The organism is Streptomyces sp. NPDC007971, from assembly GCF_042958635.1.
Lineage (GTDB): Bacteria > Actinomycetota > Actinomycetes > Streptomycetales > Streptomycetaceae > Streptomyces.
The window spans coordinates 79,274-96,969 of the sequence record NZ_JBIBJK010000003.1 but is presented as its reverse complement, the minus strand read 5'-3'; the positions used below and the strand labels follow the sequence as shown (position 1 = coordinate 96,969).

The following is a 17,696-nucleotide window of genomic DNA, read 5'->3' as shown; positions in this document are numbered from 1 at the left end:
GAACGCGATGGACAAGGTGATGGCCACGGCCGAGGAGGCCCTGGCGGACGTCACGGACGGACGGTCGTTCGCCGTCGGCGGCTTCGGGCTGAGCGGCGTCCCCGAGGTCCTCATCGGCGCCCTGTACGACAGCGGGGCGAGCGGTCTGACGGTGGTGTCGAACAACTGCGGCGTCGACGGCCGCGGCCTCGGCATCCTGCTGGCCGCGGGCCGCATCGCCCGGGTGACGGGCTCGTACATCGGCGAGAACAAGGAGTTCGCCCGCCAGTACCTCGCGGGCGAGCTGGAAGTCGAACTGACGCCGCAGGGCACGCTCGCCGAGCGGCTGCGGGCGGGCGGCGCCGGTATCCCGGCCTTCTACACCACGGCCGGCGTCGGCACACAGGTCGCCGACGGCGGACTGCCGTGGCGCTACGCCGCTGGGGGCACCCCCCGGACGGAGTCCGGGGGAAGTACGGTCGCCGTGGCCTCGCCGCCCAAGGAGGTGCGGGCCTTCGACGGCGTGGACCACATCCTGGAACACGCCATCACCACGGACTACGCGCTGGTCAGGGCGGCGCGCGGGGACCGCCACGGCAATCTCGTCTTCCGCCGCGCGGCGCGCAACTTCAATCCGCTGGCCGCCATGGCCGGGCGCATCACGGTCGCCGAGGTGGAGGAGCTGGTCGAGCCGGGCGTCCTCGGCCCCGACGAGATCCATCTGCCGGGCGTGTTCGTGCAGCGCGTCGTGGCGCTGACCCCCGAGCAGGCGGCGGACAAGGGAATCGAGAAGAGGACGGTGCGCGGGCGATGAGCTGGAGCAGGGACGAGATGGCGGCGCGCGCCGCGGGCGAACTGCGGGACGGCGACTACGTCAACCTGGGCATCGGACTGCCCACCCGCGTGGCCGACTTCCTGCCGCCGGGCGTCGATGTCGTCCTGCACTCGGAGAACGGGCTGCTCGGTGTGGGACCGTACCCCTCGCCCGACGAGGTCGACCCGGACCTCATCAACGCGGGCAAGGAAACCGTGACCGTACGGCCGGGGGCGTCCTTCTTCGACTCCTCGCTGTCCTTCGCCATGATCCGCGGCGGCCACATCGACACCGCCATTCTGGGCGCGCTCCAGGTCTCGGTCCGCGGTGACCTCGCCAACTGGGCGGTCCCCGGAAAGATGATCAAGGGGATGGGCGGTGCGATGGACCTCGTCCACGGCGCCGGCCGGGTCGTCGTGCTGATGGAACACCTGACGAAGGCCGGCGACTCGAAGATCGTGCAGGAGTGCACGCTGCCGCTGACGGGCCGCGGCTGCGTGGACCGGATCATCACCGACCTGTGCGTCCTCGACGTCACGCCGCAGGGTCTCGAACTCGTCGAGACCGCACCGGGTGTGACGGCCGAACAGATCGCCGCCCGGACACCCCTGACCCTCCGTCGCGAGAAGCCCGCTGGGAGCAATCGATGATCGAGCGACCGCGTGACGTGTACGTCGTCGATGCCGTCCGTACCCCCTTCGGCCGCTACGGCGGCGCCCTGGCGGACGTACGCCCGGACGACCTGGCCGCCGGAGTGCTGCGCGCCCTGGTCGACCGCAGCCCCGGCCTGGACCCCGCGCGCATCGACGATGTGCTGCTCGGCAACGCCAACGGCGCGGGCGAGGAGAACCGCGACGTGGCCCGCATGGCCGCCCTGCTCGCCGGGCTCCCGGTCACCGTGCCCGGCGCCACGGTCAACCGGCTGTGCGGCTCCGGTATGGAGGCCGTCGTCCAGGCGGCCCGCGCCATCGCGCTCGGTGACGCCTCCATCGCGGTGGCGGGCGGCGTCGAGTCGATGAGCCGCGCACCCTGGGTGCTGCCGAAGCCGGAGCGCGCCTTCCCGGCGAAGGACCAGCAGCTGTACTCGACGACACTGGGCTGGCGGATGGTGAACCCGCGGATGCCCGCTCAGTGGACCATCCCGCTCGGCGAGAGCGCGGAACTCGTGGGCGCCAAGTACGCGGTCACCCGTGCGGCGCAGGACGCGTTCGCCCTGGCCAGCCACCGCAACGCCGCCCGCGCCTGGCGCGAGGGCCGCTACGCGGGAGAGGTCGTGCCCGTCGAGGGCGTGGATCTGACCCGTGACGAGGGCATCCGGGACGACACCTCCCTGGAGGCCCTCGCCCGGCTCAGGCCCGCCTTCACCGCGGACGGCACCATCACCGCCGGCAACGCCTCACCGCTCAACGACGGGGCGGCCGCCCTGCTGCTCGCCGACGAGGAAGGGCTGGCCGCGATCGGACGTGAGCCCCTGGCCCGCGTGCGGGCGGCTGCGGTGACGGGCATCGAGCCGCAGTACTTCGGACTCGGCCCGGTCGACGCCATCCGCAAGGTGCTCGCCAAGGCGGCGGTCGCTCCCGGCGATCTGCACACGATCGAGCTGAACGAGGCTTACGCGGCACAGGCGCTGGCCTGCTTGGCCGGGCTGCCGGAACTGGACCCCGAGGTGGTCAACCCGCGTGGCGGCGCCATCGCCATCGGCCACCCGCTGGGCGCGTCGGGCGCGCGCATCACCGGAGCGGTCGCCCACCAGCTGGCCGCCGCGGGCACCGGCACGGGCCTGGCGGCGCTGTGCATCGGGGTGGGCCAGGCTCTGGCGCTGGTGCTGGAGCGCTGAGGAAAGGCCCCCGCCTCCTCAAGCACCCCGGAGGTGAGTCGGCGACGTTGCGGGACAGCACACCTGGGTCCTGTGGTCGACCTCCTGCCGCCGCGGGAATGACCGCCCGGGTACGGCTGTTGTGATCTCCCGACCGACAGACGATCAACGACGGGGGCGGGCCATGACGCACGACGACGGCAGGGTGTACGGGACCGTGGAGGCGGGCTTCGAGGGCGTACGGGAGGAGTTCGCCGCGGTGCTCGGGGAGATGCGCGACGCGCCCGAGGCACAGCTCGTGGTGCACGTCGACGGCCGCCGGGTGGCCGACCTGTGGGCCGGTCCCGGTACGACGGCGGACACGCTGACCGGCCTCTTCTCCATCACCAAGGGTGCCGCGCACCTCGTGGTCGCGCTCCTGGTCCAGGATGGCGTGCTCGACCTGGACCGCGAAGTGGCCGCGTACTGGCCGGAGTTCGGGGCGGAGGGCAAGGATCGGCTCACCCTGCGCGAGCTGCTCGCACACCGATCCGGCGTCGTTGGCGTCGACGGCGGTTTCACCGTCGGTGAGTTGGCCGACGACCGGCTGATGGCCGCGCGGCTCGCGGGCCAACGGCCGTTCTGGGAGCCGGGAACGGCGTACGGGTACCACGGTTTCGTGATCGGCGCCCTGACCGGCGAGGTCGTGCGGCGGGTGACCGGCCGCTCGATCCAGGAGATCTACGAGGCGCGCGTCCGGGCGCCGTACGGACTCGACTTCCACCTGGGCCTGCCGGAGGCGCTCGAATCGCGCTGCGCCGAGGTGCTGCCGCTGCTGCCGACCCCGGAGGAGGCCGAACGGCTCGCGGCCGGCGCCGCGGCCCCGGACAGCATCAGGGGCATCGCGTTCAACCAGAACGCGGTCCCGCCGACCGATCTGGTGGCCTTCGCGAACACCCGGGCCGTGCGCGCGCTCGGGCCCGCCTCGTCCGGCGGCGTCGGCACCGCGCGGGGTGTGGCGGGGATGTACGCCGCGGCCATCTCCGGGGTGGACGGCCGGGTGCCGCTCCTGAAGCCGGAGACCATCACCGAGTTCGCCCGGGTCCACTATCGCGGTACCGATCTGGTCACCGGGAACGAGGACGTCTTCGGCCTGGGCTTCGAGGAACTCAGTGGCCGCTATCGCGTCCTGGGCCCGGACGCGTTCGGCCACAGCGGGGCGACCGGCTCACTCGCCCTCGCCGACCCGGACAGCGGCGTCGCCTACGCGTACACGCGCCGCCGCTTCGGCATGCCGTCAGGGTTCGGCGCGGGCCCGGAGAACTATCGGCTGATCGAGGCTGCGGTACGGGCGGCCGGCGCGCGCCAGGTGTATTGATCACGAGCGCCTGCACACCTACCACCACCGCTGCCACACCGCACCCGGCGGCCGGCCACCCATCACCCGCGTGAACAACCCTGCGGGTCAGTACAGCTGGGCCTTGTCGTCGAACCGCGCGTCCGGCAGTTCACGGCGACGTGACACCCCACCGTGATCCATCGGCCGAGATCGCTTGAAGGCGGTGCCCAGGACGCCGCCGCAGCCGGACCGGCGCAGCGGCCGGGGAGCCACCCAGCCGGGCACGCGCCTCCTCAGCCGGACCGCCGCAGGGCCGCCGGGGTGGTGCCCAGCCGGGCACGCATCACCCGGGTGAGATGCTCCTGGTGGGAGAAGCCGCAGGCGGGGGCCACCTCCGCGATCGGGGCGGAGCCGGTGCGCAGCATCCGGCAGGCGGCCTCCAGGCGAAGCCCGAGCAGGAACTGGTGAGGTGAGTGGCCTGTGCTCGCCCGGAATCTCCGCGTGAACTGGCTCGGGCTCAGCGCAGCCTCGGCGGCGAGGTCCGCGATCGGCAGAGGTTCGGCCAGGCGCTGCTGCATCAGCTCGCGGACGGCGGCGAGCTGCCGGCCGGACAGCCCGGACCGGTCGGGCGGGGGCGCGGTCGCGCGGGTGCCGTGGCGGCGTGCGAGCTGGGCGGCGAGCATGCCGGTGAGGTGGTCGATGTACGTGCGGGCCGACGGCTCCCAGGAGCGGACCGCACCCTCCATCGCCAGCATCAGCTGTTCGGCGAGTGGATCACTGGCCCCGAGTTCCTCGGACAGCTCCACGGGCTGCCCGGCGTTCGCGTCCCGCAGGGCGTCGTCCGTGAGGTAGGTGTGGATCGTCTCCAGCCGCCCGCCGAGCTCGACGGCGAGGGCCCGGCCGGCCGGCTGCAGGAAGAGCCCACCGGCCGGGACCGTCCGTGACCGCCCGTCCGCGCCCTGCCCGCGCCGTACGGTGACGGGTCCGCTGAGGTGCAGGATCAGCAGATGGGTGGGGGCCGGATCGAACGCGGCGCGGTAGGGCTGCTCCTGCTGCGCGGAGAGATACAGCCGGTCCCATCCGAGCCCTGTGCTGGTGTGTCGTGTGCGCACGCCGGGCTGTCGCAGCATGCCGACCGTGTCCGCCAGCCCCAGTTCCGTCATGGTGCGACCTCCTCTCGGCACCCCACATGATTGAATAGTAAATCAAATGCGGGGCCGGCGAGAAGGAACCGGACTCGGCTGCGCCGGTGCCGGGGCGGCCCCCCCTGTGAGTTGCCTCACCCACCACGGTCGGCTCCTGCGCACAAACTCGCTGGCCAGCAGCCCGCTCGCGCATCCGGCGAGCGACCATTGGCCGGATACGTCAGTAATCTGTCATTGCAGCCAGTGTGGTGATCGATACAGGCTGTGACCGTGTTAGAGCGACGTGTTGTTGTGGTGGTGTACGCGGGCGCCATGGCCCTGGACATCACCGGACCGATCGAAGTGTTCGACACGGCCAACCGGCTTCTCACCCCGTCGGGCGCCCCCTACCGGATCGACCTGGTGTCCGCCGACGCACCGCTGGTTCGCATGAGTTCCGGGTTGGCCGTAGAAGCCTCACCACTGGAGGCGGGGCAGGGCCCCATCGACACGCTTCTCGTGCCGGGTGGCTGGAGCCTGGGCGAAGCACTCCGGGACCGGGCGCTGGTCTCCTGGATCAGTGGGGCAGCAGCCCGGTCGCGCAGAGTGGCCTCCGTATGCGGCGGATCCTTTCTGCTGGCCGAGGCGGGCCTCCTGGACGGCAGGCGCGCCACCACGCACTGGGCGTACAGCGAAGCGATGGCCTGCCGCTATCCGGACGTGACGGTGGACGCCGAGCCGATCTTCGTCTGGGACGGCCCCTACGTGACCTCGGCAGGGGTGTCGACCGGGATCGACATGGCGCTGGCCCTGGTGGAGGCCGATCACGGTGCGGCGCTCGCGCTGGAGACGGCCCGGTTCCTGGTGCTCTTCCTGAAACGGCACGGAGGGCAGTCCCAGTTCAGCGCCGTCCTTGAGGCCCAGCTGGCCGACCATCCGCCGATCCGGACCGCACAGGAATGGATCCTGGACAACCTGCACAACCCGTTGCCCGTGGCCGAGATCGCCCGGCGGGCCAACATGAGCCTGCGCAACTTCGCCCGGGTCTTCAGGCGCGAAGTGGGCGCGACGCCCGGCCAGTACATCGAGCGGACGCGCATCGCCCGCGCGCGCGACCTGCTGGAAACCACCGACCTGACGATCAATCAGGTTGCCGCCCGGTGCGGGTTCGGCGCCCCCGAGACGTTCTTCCGTTCCTTCGGACGAACCCTGGGGCTCACCCCGAAGGAGTACCGGCACCGCTTTCAGGTCATCTCGCCATCCGGCCTCATCGACCGGCACCATGAGACGGACAGGAGCCCCGTATGATCACCCCGACCTCGGAGTCACCCGGGGCAGGAACGGTACGTCTGGTCGACCACCTGGCCGGGGAACTCGCCAGGGCCGGCGTCACCCACATGTTCGGCGTCGGCGGCGCGAACATCGAGGACCTGTACGACGCCGTGCACCGTGGCGGCACCGTCCGCTGCGTCGTCGCCAAGCACGAGTTCTCCGCCGTCACGATGGCCGACGGGTACGCCCGAACCACCAATCGCCTGGGCGTGGTTGCGGCCACCTCGGGCGGCGGTGCGATGAATCTGGTGCCGGGCCTGGCAGAAGCGTCGGCGTCCCGGGTCCCCGTGCTGGCCCTGGTGGGCCAGCCGCCGACCGGCCAGACGGGTCACGGGGCGTTCCAGGACTCCAGTGGCAAGGGGGGTTCCTTCGACATCGCGGAGGTCTTCGCACCGGTCTCCCGGTTCTGCGCCTGGGTCGAGGACGCGGACGCGCTCATGGAGTTGCTCCCCCGGGCGATGGCGGCGGCACAGGCCGATCCGCGAGGGCCGGCGGTCCTGCTGCTGCCCAAGGACGTGCAGCAGGCACAGATCCGGCTGCCTGGCCACGACCGGACGCCGACACCGACACCGACACGGTCACCGGACGGGGCGGCGACGACGCCGATACCGACACCGGACGTCCCGACGACGACACCGGACGTGGCGACGACGACGCCGACCCCGAACCGGCCGACGACGACGCCGATGGCGGACGTGCCGCCGACGCCGATGCCGGCGCCATCGGCTCCGCGGCTCGACAGCTCGGCCCTCACCGCCGTGTCGGACATCCTCCGCGGGGCCGACCGCGTCCTCGTCGTCGCCGGTGAAGGCGTCGCCGCCGCGGACGCACGTGCGGAGCTGGCCGAACTGGCCGGCAACCTCGGAGCGTGGGTGGCGGTCACCCCCGACGCCAAGGATGTCTTCGACAACCGTGATCCCCGGTTCGCCGGCGTGGCCGGAGTGATGGGCCACGCCAACGTCGAGGAGTGCCTGTGGCGGGCCGAGGTCTGCCTGCTGGTCGGTACCCGGCTGCCGCTCCTGGCACGCGCCGGCCTCGACCGGGCGCTGGCCGCCACCGACGTCGTGTGTCTCGGTCCCGAACCGCCGTTCGTGCCGGGCACCGCGCTGGGCGGGAGCCTGCGGGACGTGCTGCGCGCGGTGACCGGCCGGCTCCCGCCACGCGCACGTGCCTGCCCGCAGCACGCCGGTCCCGTCCCCACCCCCATGCCGGACAGGGCTTCCCGGGGACCGGGACGAACCGTCCCCTACGCCCAGGCGATCGCCGCGGTGGAGGCCGCACTTCCCCAGCGTGCGCACGTGTTCGTGGATGCCGGCAACGCAGGGGCCAGCGCGGTCCATCTCCTCCCCGCACCCCGCCACGGCCGCTTCGTGGTGGCGGTCGGCATGGGCGGCATGGGCTACACCTTCGGCGCGGGCATCGGCGCCGCGCTCGCCACCGGGCAACGCACCTACGTACTCGCCGGCGACGGGGCCTTCTTCATGCACGGGACGGAGGTGCACACCGCCGTGGAGTACGCGGCCCCCGTGACCTTCGTCGTCTTCAACAACAACGCCCACGCCATGTGCGCGCTGCGCGAGGAGTTCCTCCAGCAGGGCAACCGCAGCGACGACCTGTTCGGCCGGACCGACATCGCCGCCGCGGTGGCCGCCGCCTTCCCCCGTCTCGACGTCACCGGAGCCGACGACGCGGCGCAGTTGCGCACGGCACTGCTGCGCGCCAACGCGAGCGGCGGCCCCGCGTTCGTCGCGCTGGACTGCGACCCGAAGGAGATCCCTCCGTTTCTTCCCTTCCAGTCCTTCGCCACAGACACCGACCGCACCGACCACCCCGGCAGCAAGGAGAATTCGGATGAGCGAGGAATCGTCCACGTTGGCTGACATCCCCGGCCTGATGCGGATCGAGAACCCCGGCAAGGAGGAGCTGACCGCCCACTGCATGGAGCTCACCCACGCCGTCTACCCCCACCATCAGGTCTACGGGCAGTACTGCACCATCCACGAGTACGTCGACTGCCCCCCTGAGTCGGCCTACGACTACCTCCGCCAGGGCCACCACCTGGAGGAGTGGACCTGCAGCCTGCGGGACTTCGCACCCACCGGCACACCGGGGCTGTGGGTCGGCCACGACCGGCTCGAGGACGACACCAGGATCTACTGCAGGGTGACCGCCCACCCCGAGGCCATGACCGTGGACTACCACTGCTCCTGGGACCAGGGCGACAAGCTGTGGATGATCTACCTGATGCGTGTGGTTCCGGCCCGCCTGGTGCTCGACAAGCCGGGATCGGTGATCACATGGACCAACTGCCGGCACCCCTACTACGACGCCAACCCGCACCCCGGCATGGCACCCCGCCCGGACCGGCCCTGGGTGGGCGACTACTGGGACCTGTTCTACGCGGGCCACACGCTGGAGATGAACAACCTCAAGGCCATCCTGGAACACCGCCACCGCAACGGCCTGCCCGTCAGCGTGGCTCCGGCGACGGCGGTCCCGCGGTGACCACGGTCAGTCTCACCGACGTCGCAGGCTATCTCCCCGGCGAGCCGGTTCCCGCCGAGTTCTACACCGACTACCCCGGAGCCGAGGACAAGCTCCGCAACCATCCCATGTTCAAGGTCCCGCCGCTGCGGCATCACGTGACTGCGCAGGAGACCAACGCGGACATGGTCGAGCGGGCCGTACAGCCCCTGATCGAACGGCACGGCAGAGCCGCGATCCGGGGCGTCGACGTGCTGTTGGTGCACAGCCAGCTGCCCGACCTGCCCTTCGTGGGCGCCGGCACCGAGGTGGCGCGCCGGCTGGGGCTGAAACCGGAGTGGCTCGTCGACATCGCCAACGCGGGCTGCGCCTCGTTCGTCCACATGCTGAAGCTGGCCCGGCAGATCCTCACCACCACCGATGCGAAGACCGCGCTGATCTGCAACGCGCAGAGCGCCGCGGGCCAGTGGTTCACGCAGTCCGAGGTGCGCAGACTCGCCCAGGCGGCCATTCCGGGCGACGGCTGCGGCGTCGGGTATGTGACGAGATCGGCCGACACCCCGGTCCTCGACGTGGAGACCCGGCACATCGGCGAGTACGCCGGGGAGATGACCGTGGCGGTCGACGACGGCCGCAAGTACTGGGAGCCGGGAGAGTCCCAGTTGCGGATCGGGTTCACCGACTCCAGCGTGGCCAAGGTCCTGGCACGCGGCAACCGCCTCGTGCCGGAGGCCGTCACGGACCTGTGCCGACGGCTCGGCGTGGCGACCGGCGACATCGACGTCCTCATCACCAACCAGCCGAACCGCACCTTCCTGCGGAACTGGCAGGAGGCGCTGCAACTGCCTGCCGAGCGGCACCTGAACACCTTCGACCAGTACGGGAACCTCTTCGGAGCGGCCATCCCGATCACCCTGGACCACGCGATCCGCTCGGGTCGGGTGAAAGACGGTGACCTGGTGGTGCTGGCGGGATTCGCCCACGCGGGCGACTTCGCCGGCGCCGCCGCCGTCCGCTGGCGCGGCAGCCGGGGATGACCGGGTCCCCCGCGGCCCTCGGCAGCTGCGAGCGGTGGGGACCGTAGCCTGCCCGTCGGCGGTCTGCACGCGGGGCTCCGCTCAGCCCACGATGCCGTTCTCCCAGGCCCACGCCGCGATCTCCACCCGGTTGCGGGCCGGGAGTTTGTCCTGGATGCGGCTGAGGTGGCTCTTGATCGTGCTGAGGGACAGCGTCAGCTCTTCGGCGACCTCGTGGTGGGTGCGGCCGCGGGCGACCAGTGTCACCACTTTGAGCTCCTGCGGGGTGAGCCGTCCTTCCTCGCCGTCATGGGGCCGTCGGGGTCGGGGAAGTCGGCGCTGATGCACTGCCTGGCCGGGCTGGACCGGCCGACGTCCGGCACGATCACCATCGAGGACACCGACATCACCACGCTGTCCGAGCGGCGGCTCACGGACCTGCGGCGCGACCGCATCGGCTTCGTGTTCCAGCAGCACCACCTGCTGTCCGAGCTGAACGGCTCCGAGAACATCCTGCTGCCGCTGCGGATGGCGGGCCGCCGGCCCGACCCGGCCTGGCTGGAGGCGGCCGTGGACGCACTGCGCATCGGCGACCAACTGTGACGGCGTCCCCCGGAGTTGTCCGGCGGCCGGCAGCAGCGCGTCGGGATCGCCCGCGCGCTGGCGGGCCGGCCCGCCGTCGTCTTCGCCGACGAGCCCACGGGCAACCTGGACGCCGCCGTCCATCCGACGAGCTCGTACGCGGTCCCGTACGGCCAGACCTACACCAAGGGAACCCTGACCTGGTACAACAGGTCGGTCCAGCTCACCGGGGAGCAGAAGTCGGTCAGCACGTCGAGCTGCCGCCTGACCTACATCGCGGCCTACCGGTCCGACGGCGGCCCCCACTACACACGGCTGAGCGAACGCACCACGAAGCCGGTCTGCGGCAAGTCGATCGGCATCTCCGTGGCCGTCCCCGCAGACGTCGTCGGCGGAGCGGACTACGTGTACATCTGCCTGGACGACACACGCAACCACCTGAACTGCCTGACCTTCGACAGGCCGTAGCCGGATACCGATCCGATGGGCTGCACAGCCCTTGGTGCGCAGGGGCCGTCCGTACTCCGTGACGGCTCCTCCTCCTTGAAGTCACCCGGCAGCCGCCCCCTGCCGCCCTGTACCGCATGCGGGCGGAGGGCTCCCCGTCCGCCGACCACCGCAGAGGTGATGCTCAAGATCTCCTCAAAGCTGCGGAACCCCACCTGCCGGATGGTGCACCCTGCCTGGCAGGACCACGTACACAAGGGGGGAACACCTATGAAGGCCCTGTTCAACCGAGCCGTGACTCTCATGCGGGACATCGTTTCGGGCCGTCAGCGTCTGAAGACGTACGGCGACCCGGAGGCCCACCGTCACCGCCACAACCGCGACGCCAACCTCGCCAACCACCACATCCCGGCACCGCAGATGCCCATGAACGGCCCCGGTGGTTTGTAGACCGCGCTCATTGCCGCCGCCTACCGCACACCCAGCCGGTCGACCGTGGCGTCCTCGGCCGGCTTCGCTCCAGAACAGCCGGGGCCTTCGTCACGCGTGGGAGCGCGAACGGCGTCGGGAACACGCCAGCGGATGATCCTCCACGGAGGATGGATGCGGGCTTCGTAGCATGAGCCGATGATCACGTCCGAGGAACGGCGCCCCGAGCAGCGGCGCGAGCGGCAGCAGGCGGTGCACCGTCACCGTCTGTTCGCCCTCGGCCTGGTCGGGACCGGCGTGGCGGTCGTCGCGGCGTTCGTGTTCCGGGCCGGGTCCGAGGACACCGCCTCCATCGGCCCCGCCCAGGCCCCCCTGCGGCCGACCGGGACCACGATGTCCGGTGCGCCGGCACCGCCGCACCCTGCCGGCATCGTGCGGATCGCCGCCGTGGGCGACATCGTGATGGGCTCGCTCCCGGACGCCCTGCCGCCGGACGACGGCGCGTCGTTCTTCGACCCGGTCGACGACCTGCTCGCCGGCGATGTGGTGCTCGGGAACCTGGAGGGCACACTCACCACCGGCGGCTCCAGCAAGTGCGACGACAACGACAGCCCGAACTGCTTCGCCTTCCACACCCCGCCGTCCTACGGCCGCTTGATCAAAAGGGCCGGATTCACGGTCATGAACGTGGCGAACAACCACATCGACGACTTCGGGGCGGAGGGGCGGCGCCAGACGTTCGCCGCCCTGAGGTCGGCGAACCTGCCGTTCACCGGCCGCCTGGGACAGATCGTCATCCAGCGGGTCAACGGCATCCGGGTCGCGCTGATCGGGTTCGCTCCCGACCGAGGGGCCAACGACCTCACCGACATCCCCGCCGCCAGGCGACTCACCGCCCGCGCCGCATCGATGGCGGACCTCGTGATCGTCACGATGCACGCCGGTGCGGAGGGCTCGGACCGCACCCACGTAGAGCCTGGCACCGAGTACTTCCTGGGCGAGAACCGCGGCGACAGCTACCGCTTCAGCCGGGCGGTGATCGACGCCGGCGCCGACCTCGTCGTAGGCAGCGGCCCCCACGTGATGCGGGGAATGGAGTTCTACAAGGGCCGACTGATCGCCTACAGCCTGGGCAACTTCTCCGGCTACAAGGTACTCGGCATCGGCGGCATGCTCTCCACCAGCGGCGTGCTCCACGTCAGTCTCCGCGCCGACGGCACCTACGCGTCCGGACACCTGTACCCGACCCGGATCGTGCCGCCAGGCACACCGGAACCGGGCGGCGAGGCGATCGACCTCGTCTCCGGCGTCTCGGAGGAGGACTTCGGCTCGCACGCCGCGCGCATCTCCGCGGACGGGACGATCCAGCGGCCGTAGGCGGAACGCCGGCGCTGTGGCGTCGCCCTGCGGGCGTTGCCGCGGGCCGGTGCCCGGGCGACGGCTGTGGGGCAGTCGTCGTCGCCCGGGCCCGTTCCTGCGGATCAGACGGTGTGCCGGTGCGTCAGGAGACCTTGACCGCGCTCCAGGCCGCGGCCACGGTGGCGTACTCGGGGCTACTGGCGCCGTAGAGGTCCTTCGCCGCGTTCAGAGTCGCGGTGCGAGCGCCCTTGTAGTCCGTGGTGGAGGTCATGTAGACGGTCAGCGCCCTGTACCAGATGGCGGAGGCCTTCTTGTTGCCGATACCGGTGACGGTGGAGCCGTTGCAGGTGGGGCTGTTGTAGGAGACGCCGTTGATGGTCTTGGCGCCGCTTCCCTCGCTCGCGAGGTAGAACCAGTGGTTGCCGACGCCCGAGGAGTAGTGCACGTCGAGGCGGCCCACCGACTTCGACCAGCAGTCGGCGGAGTTGCCGTCCAAGGACGGCTTGTCGAAGCGGCGCAGCCACGGCGGGGTGGACTGGTCGCTGAAGAGGTAGTCGGGGGTGTCGACCGGGTTGTTGGCGTACCACTCGACCATGGTGCCGAGGATGTCGCTGGTGGCCTCGTTCAGGCCGCCGGACTCACCGCTGTAGCGCAGGTTGGCGGTGGCCGAGGTGACGCCGTGCGTCATCTCGTGGCCCATGGTGTCGAGGTCGACCTGCTCGGGGTCGGTGGTGCCGTTGCCGTCGCCGGTCATCATGCAGAAGCAGGCGTCCGACCACTGGGCGTTGTCCCAGTTGGTGCCGACGTGGACGAAGACGGTGGCGCCGCGGCCGTCGTTCTTGATGCCGTTGCGGCCGAAGGTCGCCTTGTAGTAGTCGAACGTCTCCGCGGTGTTGGCGTGCGCGTCGACGGCGGCGGTGGCGCGGTCGGTGGAGAACTTCTTGCCGTCGCCCCAGATGTTGTCGGCGTCGGTGAACAGGGTGCCGGAGGAGCTCTTCAGGGACGAGGACGAGATGTTGTGCGCGTCCTTGGTGATGTGGCCGCGCACCGGGTCGATCAGGGCGAAGGTGCCGTCGGCCTGCTGGGTGGTGTCGAGGCCGACGTCACCGGTGTACTCGGAGTGGCCGGTGCCGGTCGCCTCGTGCTCCACGTCGTAGTTCTCGATCGCCGCGCCGGTGGTGGCGTCGGTGACGAAGACCTCGCCGTGCGGCTGGCCCTTGTCGCCCAGGCCCTGCACGGTGGTGCGCCAGGCCAGGCGCGGGGTGCCGTCGGCGGCCCACACGATCAGCTCGGGGGTGGTCCTGGCGTTGCGCACCAGCCCGTGCGAGCGCTTCAGGGCGCCGGCCGCGGTGCCCCTGGCGTCGACGGCGGGAGTGACGGACCTGAGCGCCACCTTGTGGGCCTTGGCGCGGGTGGATCCCTTGAGCGATCCGTCGGCCTTCTGGTGGACGACGAAGTCGCCGCCGACGACGGGGAGGCCGTGGTAGGTCCGTTCGAAGCGGACGTGCTGCGTGCCGTCGGCGTCGATCACGACGTCCTTGACATCGAGTCTTTGGCCCGCGCCGAACCCGAAGGTGTCGGCGTGCCGGGTCACGTTCGCCTTGGCCCGGGCTATCGCCGTGTCGCGGACGGAGGTTCCGCGCTGGACTGCACTGGTCTGCGAGTGCGCGGGTACGGCCATCGCACCTGTGGTGATGACGCCGGCGGCGACCATCGCGGAAAGGGCAAGAAGAGGACGGGACATGAGGTGGGGAATCCTTCGCTCGTCGTGGGGTGACGACGTCCTGGGACGTTGACGCGAAGTGTCCAATAAGTGACATGTCCCTGACCTGATCCCATCTGGGATATAACCGCGGAGCTATAGGGCGCGGGAGAACCCGTGGCCCGGCCGGTCACATGCCGTCGCCGCGAGCGAACTCCTCGCCCCCCTCCTCCCACCAGGCCAGATACCGCGGCCGCTGCCGCACCAGCGACAGATAGGCGGCCAGCACACGCTCGCACGCCGCGTCGGCGAGCTCGGGCGGGACCGATTCCGTGTTCCAGGCCAGCAGCACCCGCCGGTGGAACGGGACGTCCACGAGGGGCCGTTGCACGGTGCCCTGGGCGGTGACGTCGGCGGTCGGCCATATGCCGCAGACGGCACGCCGGCCTGCGACCAGGATCTGTGCCAGGGACAGGTCCGGCGTGACATGGGCGATGCGCGGAGTGAAACCCGCCGCCTGGCACGTGAGATGAAGGTACGCGTGCACACCGCTCTCGTCGGCCTCCGGCATGACCCAGTCCTCGCCCGCCAGCTCGTGGAGAGCGACCGTCTCCCGGCACGCCAGCGGGTGGTCCTCGGCCAGCAGGACGAAGACCGGCTCGCGGAGCAGTGTGCGCGTCGCCACCGACTCGCCGAACGGAAGCGGGAAGCCCGGGAACTCACCGAACACCGCGATGTCGCATTTCGACTGGCTCAGCGATTTCACCAGGGTGTCCACGGAGCGGCGGGCATCTATGGTGAGCCGTCGTTCCGGCACGAGTTCGAAGAGGGCGGAGACCAGCAGGGACACCAGGGGGCCGGCGGTTCCGCCCGCCCTCAGCGGGACGGTGGCCTGCCGGTCCGCCTCGGCCGCCGACCGCGCGTGCTCGCGCAGCCGGTCGAAGCCGACGACCAGATCACGGGCGCAGCGCAGGACGTACTGTCCGTTCTCGTTCGGCTTCACCCCGTCGGCGCTGCGGATGAAGAGCGAGCCGCCCAGCTCGTGTTCGATCCGCTTCAGCTGGGCGCTCATGGCCGGCTGGGAGAGCTGGAGCCGTGCGGCGGCCTTGCGGATGCTGCCGGCCTCGGCGACGGTGAGCAGGACACGGAGGTGCCGGAACTCCAGGTGCATGAACATTCCCCGCTCAGCGCGGAGGGGCCCAGGCACCCCCCGTGACCAGCAGAACCGGCTGCCGGACGGCATGGTGACCAAGAATCCGACGTACCCGTGGGGGCCGCAAGCACGGGACGGTAAAACCTGTGCCTGCGCACGAACGTGACGGCCGACTCGCCGACACCGCGTCTGCACCGGCGCCCTCGGCGTCGGCGCCTTGACGACCGGCAGCGAGACGGCCGAGGCAGCCGCCGCGGGCGTTCGGGCGGCGGCCTCCTGCCGCGGTACGGCAAGGCGACGCCTCGCCGGGGGATCGAGCCGGTCCCCGGGGATCTATGCCCCCGGGAGCCGGTCGAGGAAGCCGAGGACGGAGGTGATCCGGCCGTCCTCGGCCAGGGTGACCACGTCCGAGCCCGCGACCGGCGCCGAGCCGTCCGTGGTGGACACGAGCTCCCAGCTGAAGCGGGCGATGTGATGGTTGCCGTCCACGTCACCGGCCAGCCTGAACTCGAAGCCGGGGAACTGCTCGTGCGCGGCCCCGATGACCGCGGCGATCTGCTCGTGGCCGCGCACGTCGGCCAGCGGGTCGGTGTAGGTGCCGTCCTCGGACCAGGCCGCGGCGACCGCCTTGGCGAGCGCGTCGGCGTCGGTGGTGGCGTTCCAGGCCTCGAAGTAGCGGACGACGGCAGTGGTGTAGATCGACATGGCGGGACTCCCCATCAGGTGAAGTGGTCTGGTTCTCACGTCAGTTGGTCCGGACTCCGGGCCGGAGTGCGCCGGCCCGGAACCCGATGGCTTCACCTTGCCGCGCCCCGCCCGCCCGCGCGATTACCGCCCAGGTAATGAGGCCTGGAAGCGGCTGCCGTATCGTTGCCGCCCATGTGGCCAGGAGAGCAGTCTTCGAGGGGCGGACAGAATCCGCAGCAGCCCCCGGTAGGACACCAGCCGAACGGATACCAACAGCCCGGCCCTGGCCAGCCGAACCCGTACTCGCAGCCCGGTCCCGGCCCGTTCCAGCCGAACCCCTACCAGCAGTCCGAGCACTGGCAGACGCCCACACAGCCGGTCGGCGGCGCGCCCGTGCCCCCGCCGACGGGTGGTGGCCGGAACCGGACCGGTCTCATCGCGGTCATCACTGCGGCGGCCGTCGTACTCGCTGCGGGCGTCACGGGATTCCTCGTGCTCGGCGGCCACAAGCAGGGCGAGCCCGATCCGAAGCCGACCACCACCGCGTCTCCTGCGCAGAGTTCCGCCAACCCGCGAGGACCCGACACCCGGACCGCCACGATCAAGGGCTGGAAGGTCGTGACGAATCCGACCCAGGGGATCGCGTTCGACGTCCCGCCCCAGTGGGAGATCCAGTCGGCCGGCTGGGTCTCCTACGTCTCCAGGAACGGGGACCCGGACGACAATCCGCTCATCGCCATACGCAATGTCGCGATGCTGCAGAAGAACTGGTGCTCCTCGGACGAGAACCGGGACGGCACACCGGAGAACACGCCTCTGGCGCAGGTGGGCACGAGGGGCAGCAACGGCTACCGAAGCACTCAGGACATCGCCGGTTCGGACCCGAAGACCTGGGTGTACGGGGGGTACACGCAGCCGGACAGGACGAAGGTGAAGACCGGCACCGCCGAGGCGTTCACCACGAACTCCGGCCTCAAGGGCACTCTGGGCACCGCCTGGTCCGTGGGCGTGAAGAAGTCGAAGAAGTGCGCCGGCGACGGCAAGGCATGGACCTTCGGCTTCAAGAACACCGCAGGGAAGCTGGTCTCCTGGTCGTTCTTCGGAGCCAAGGACGTGTCCGACGAGGTGCCGGACGAGACCGTACGCAAAATCGCCGCCACCGTAAGGCTCTACAAGGCACCGCCGGAGTCCTGATTCCGACCCGGACGCAGGCTCCACGCCCAGGCCCTCCGCGGCCTCGGCCTCATGCATGGCGTCTGCCGGCCGGCACACCTTCCGACACACACACGCCGGGTCGGGCCCTGCGCGAGCGGCCTTCAGCCGCAAGCCGGTACACGGACCGGCGTCCGAAGCTCTGCCACACCGGGCCACGGCACCCGGAGGACGGGCATGGCGGCGCACAGCGAGCGGGATTCTCCATGCAAACATTTGATCTGAGCATGGGACAGTCATTA

At 70.9% G+C, this 17,696-nt stretch carries 17 protein-coding genes and 1 pseudogene; 12 read left to right on the top strand and 6 right to left on the bottom strand.

From position 1 onward, the window contains the following. Positions 1 to 7 precede the first annotated feature (7 nt). The 4 genes from ACFZCP_RS07230 to ACFZCP_RS07215 all read left to right on the top strand — a co-directional run bounded on the left by ACFZCP_RS07230 (position 8) and on the right by ACFZCP_RS07215 (position 3,966). Positions 8 to 793, top strand: a complete 786-nt coding sequence (locus tag ACFZCP_RS07230) for a CoA-transferase (RefSeq protein WP_391424882.1) — start codon at positions 8 to 10, stop codon at positions 791 to 793. Then, a complete protein-coding gene (locus ACFZCP_RS07225) occupies positions 790 to 1,443 on the top strand; it encodes a 3-oxoacid CoA-transferase subunit B (RefSeq protein WP_391424880.1) in 654 nt (217 codons plus the stop codon). Before ACFZCP_RS07230 ends, ACFZCP_RS07225 begins: the two co-directional genes overlap by 4 nt. Beyond that, positions 1,440 to 2,630, top strand: a complete 1,191-nt coding sequence (locus tag ACFZCP_RS07220) for an acetyl-CoA C-acyltransferase (protein ID WP_391424878.1) — start codon at positions 1,440 to 1,442, stop codon at positions 2,628 to 2,630. The genes ACFZCP_RS07225 and ACFZCP_RS07220 overlap by 4 nt, the downstream gene beginning before the upstream one ends. 163 nt (positions 2,631 to 2,793) lie before the next feature. Further along, positions 2,794 to 3,966: a serine hydrolase gene (locus ACFZCP_RS07215; RefSeq protein WP_391424876.1), complete on the top strand. Its 1,173-nt coding sequence runs from the start codon at positions 2,794 to 2,796 to the stop codon at positions 3,964 to 3,966. An 87-nt stretch (positions 3,967 to 4,053) separates the two neighbouring features. On the opposite strand, the gene ACFZCP_RS07210 is transcribed toward ACFZCP_RS07215, so the two are convergent. Both ACFZCP_RS07210 and ACFZCP_RS07205 read right to left on the bottom strand, forming a co-directional pair. Continuing rightward, on the bottom strand, positions 4,054 to 4,212 hold the full coding sequence (locus ACFZCP_RS07210) for a hypothetical protein (RefSeq protein WP_391424874.1): 159 nt from the start codon (positions 4,210 to 4,212) through the stop codon (positions 4,054 to 4,056). 8 nt (positions 4,213 to 4,220) lie between these two features. Further along, a complete protein-coding gene (locus ACFZCP_RS07205) occupies positions 4,221 to 5,090 on the bottom strand; it encodes a helix-turn-helix domain-containing protein (RefSeq protein ID WP_391424872.1) in 870 nt (289 codons plus the stop codon). A 252-nt stretch (positions 5,091 to 5,342) separates the two neighbouring features. Between ACFZCP_RS07205 and ACFZCP_RS07200 the strand changes: the two genes are divergently transcribed. The 4 genes from ACFZCP_RS07200 to ACFZCP_RS07185 are packed head-to-tail and all read left to right on the top strand — an operon-like array spanning position 5,343 to position 9,904. Beyond that, on the top strand, positions 5,343 to 6,359 hold the full coding sequence (locus ACFZCP_RS07200) for a DJ-1/PfpI family protein (RefSeq protein ID WP_391424869.1): 1,017 nt from the start codon (positions 5,343 to 5,345) through the stop codon (positions 6,357 to 6,359). Next, positions 6,356 to 8,263 (top strand): thiamine pyrophosphate-binding protein, encoded by a 1,908-nt coding sequence (locus ACFZCP_RS07195; protein WP_391424867.1) that lies wholly within the window; start codon positions 6,356 to 6,358, stop codon positions 8,261 to 8,263. The genes ACFZCP_RS07200 and ACFZCP_RS07195 overlap by 4 nt, the downstream gene beginning before the upstream one ends. Further along, the gene (locus ACFZCP_RS07190; protein ID WP_391424865.1) at positions 8,235 to 8,888 is read left to right on the top strand and encodes an SRPBCC family protein; all 654 of its coding nucleotides are present in this window, start codon (positions 8,235 to 8,237) and stop codon (positions 8,886 to 8,888) included. Before ACFZCP_RS07195 ends, ACFZCP_RS07190 begins: the two co-directional genes overlap by 29 nt. Next, complete coding sequence (locus tag ACFZCP_RS07185) at positions 8,885 to 9,904, top strand: 3-oxoacyl-[acyl-carrier-protein] synthase III C-terminal domain-containing protein (RefSeq protein ID WP_391424864.1); 1,020 nt, start codon at positions 8,885 to 8,887, stop codon at positions 9,902 to 9,904. Before ACFZCP_RS07190 ends, ACFZCP_RS07185 begins: the two co-directional genes overlap by 4 nt. 81 nt (positions 9,905 to 9,985) lie before the next feature. On the opposite strand, the gene ACFZCP_RS07180 is transcribed toward ACFZCP_RS07185, so the two are convergent. After that, the gene (locus tag ACFZCP_RS07180; protein WP_391424862.1) at positions 9,986 to 10,153 is read right to left on the bottom strand and encodes a LuxR C-terminal-related transcriptional regulator; all 168 of its coding nucleotides are present in this window, start codon (positions 10,151 to 10,153) and stop codon (positions 9,986 to 9,988) included. On the opposite strand from ACFZCP_RS07180, the pseudogene ACFZCP_RS07175 reads away from it, so the two are divergent. From ACFZCP_RS07175 to ACFZCP_RS07165, 3 genes and pseudogenes are all read left to right on the top strand, one after another. Further along, positions 10,121 to 10,600, top strand: a pseudogene (locus tag ACFZCP_RS07175) (ABC transporter ATP-binding protein); the annotation flags it as partial. The gene ACFZCP_RS07180 and the pseudogene ACFZCP_RS07175 overlap by 33 nt on opposite strands. A gap of 582 nt (positions 10,601 to 11,182) precedes the next feature. Further along, a complete protein-coding gene (locus tag ACFZCP_RS07170) occupies positions 11,183 to 11,362 on the top strand; it encodes a hypothetical protein (protein ID WP_391424860.1) in 180 nt (59 codons plus the stop codon). 177 nt (positions 11,363 to 11,539) lie between these two features. Then, the gene (locus ACFZCP_RS07165; RefSeq protein ID WP_391424858.1) at positions 11,540 to 12,718 is read left to right on the top strand and encodes a CapA family protein; all 1,179 of its coding nucleotides are present in this window, start codon (positions 11,540 to 11,542) and stop codon (positions 12,716 to 12,718) included. 124 nt (positions 12,719 to 12,842) lie between these two features. Here ACFZCP_RS07165 and ACFZCP_RS07160 read toward each other — a convergent pair whose 3' ends face one another. From ACFZCP_RS07160 to ACFZCP_RS07150, 3 genes are all read right to left on the bottom strand, one after another. Then, positions 12,843 to 14,444, bottom strand: a complete 1,602-nt coding sequence (locus ACFZCP_RS07160; RefSeq protein ID WP_391424856.1) for a M4 family metallopeptidase — start codon at positions 14,442 to 14,444, stop codon at positions 12,843 to 12,845. A gap of 148 nt (positions 14,445 to 14,592) precedes the next feature. Next, positions 14,593 to 15,573: a LysR substrate-binding domain-containing protein gene (locus ACFZCP_RS07155; RefSeq protein WP_391424854.1), complete on the bottom strand. Its 981-nt coding sequence runs from the start codon at positions 15,571 to 15,573 to the stop codon at positions 14,593 to 14,595. Between the two features lie 315 nt (positions 15,574 to 15,888). Further along, entirely contained in the window at positions 15,889 to 16,260 is a 372-nt protein-coding gene (locus ACFZCP_RS07150) for a nuclear transport factor 2 family protein (RefSeq protein WP_391424852.1), read from the bottom strand. Between the two features lie 174 nt (positions 16,261 to 16,434). Between ACFZCP_RS07150 and ACFZCP_RS07145 the strand changes: the two genes are divergently transcribed. Beyond that, positions 16,435 to 17,436, top strand: a complete 1,002-nt coding sequence (locus ACFZCP_RS07145; RefSeq protein WP_391424850.1) for a hypothetical protein — start codon at positions 16,435 to 16,437, stop codon at positions 17,434 to 17,436. Positions 17,437 to 17,696 lie beyond the last annotated feature (260 nt).

Bases quoted from the DNA above. Each gene is read 5' to 3' on its own strand.
- ACFZCP_RS07230 (WP_391424882.1), top strand. From the start codon at position 8: ATGGACAAGGTGATGGCCACGGCCGAGGAGGCCCTGGCGGACGTCACG.
- ACFZCP_RS07225 (WP_391424880.1), top strand. From the start codon at position 790: ATGAGCTGGAGCAGGGACGAGATGGCGGCGCGCGCCGCGGGCGAACTG.
- ACFZCP_RS07220 (WP_391424878.1), top strand. From the start codon at position 1,440: ATGATCGAGCGACCGCGTGACGTGTACGTCGTCGATGCCGTCCGTACC.
- ACFZCP_RS07215 (WP_391424876.1), top strand. From the start codon at position 2,794: ATGACGCACGACGACGGCAGGGTGTACGGGACCGTGGAGGCGGGCTTC.
- ACFZCP_RS07205 (WP_391424872.1), bottom strand. From the start codon at position 5,090: ATGACGGAACTGGGGCTGGCGGACACGGTCGGCATGCTGCGACAGCCC.
- ACFZCP_RS07195 (WP_391424867.1), top strand. From the start codon at position 6,356: ATGATCACCCCGACCTCGGAGTCACCCGGGGCAGGAACGGTACGTCTG.
- ACFZCP_RS07190 (WP_391424865.1), top strand. From the start codon at position 8,235: ATGAGCGAGGAATCGTCCACGTTGGCTGACATCCCCGGCCTGATGCGG.
- ACFZCP_RS07170 (WP_391424860.1), top strand. From the start codon at position 11,183: ATGAAGGCCCTGTTCAACCGAGCCGTGACTCTCATGCGGGACATCGTT.
- ACFZCP_RS07165 (WP_391424858.1), top strand. From the start codon at position 11,540: ATGATCACGTCCGAGGAACGGCGCCCCGAGCAGCGGCGCGAGCGGCAG.
- ACFZCP_RS07160 (WP_391424856.1), bottom strand. From the start codon at position 14,444: ATGTCCCGTCCTCTTCTTGCCCTTTCCGCGATGGTCGCCGCCGGCGTC.
- ACFZCP_RS07155 (WP_391424854.1), bottom strand. From the start codon at position 15,573: ATGCACCTGGAGTTCCGGCACCTCCGTGTCCTGCTCACCGTCGCCGAG.
- ACFZCP_RS07150 (WP_391424852.1), bottom strand. From the start codon at position 16,260: ATGTCGATCTACACCACTGCCGTCGTCCGCTACTTCGAGGCCTGGAAC.
- ACFZCP_RS07145 (WP_391424850.1), top strand. From the start codon at position 16,435: ATGTGGCCAGGAGAGCAGTCTTCGAGGGGCGGACAGAATCCGCAGCAG.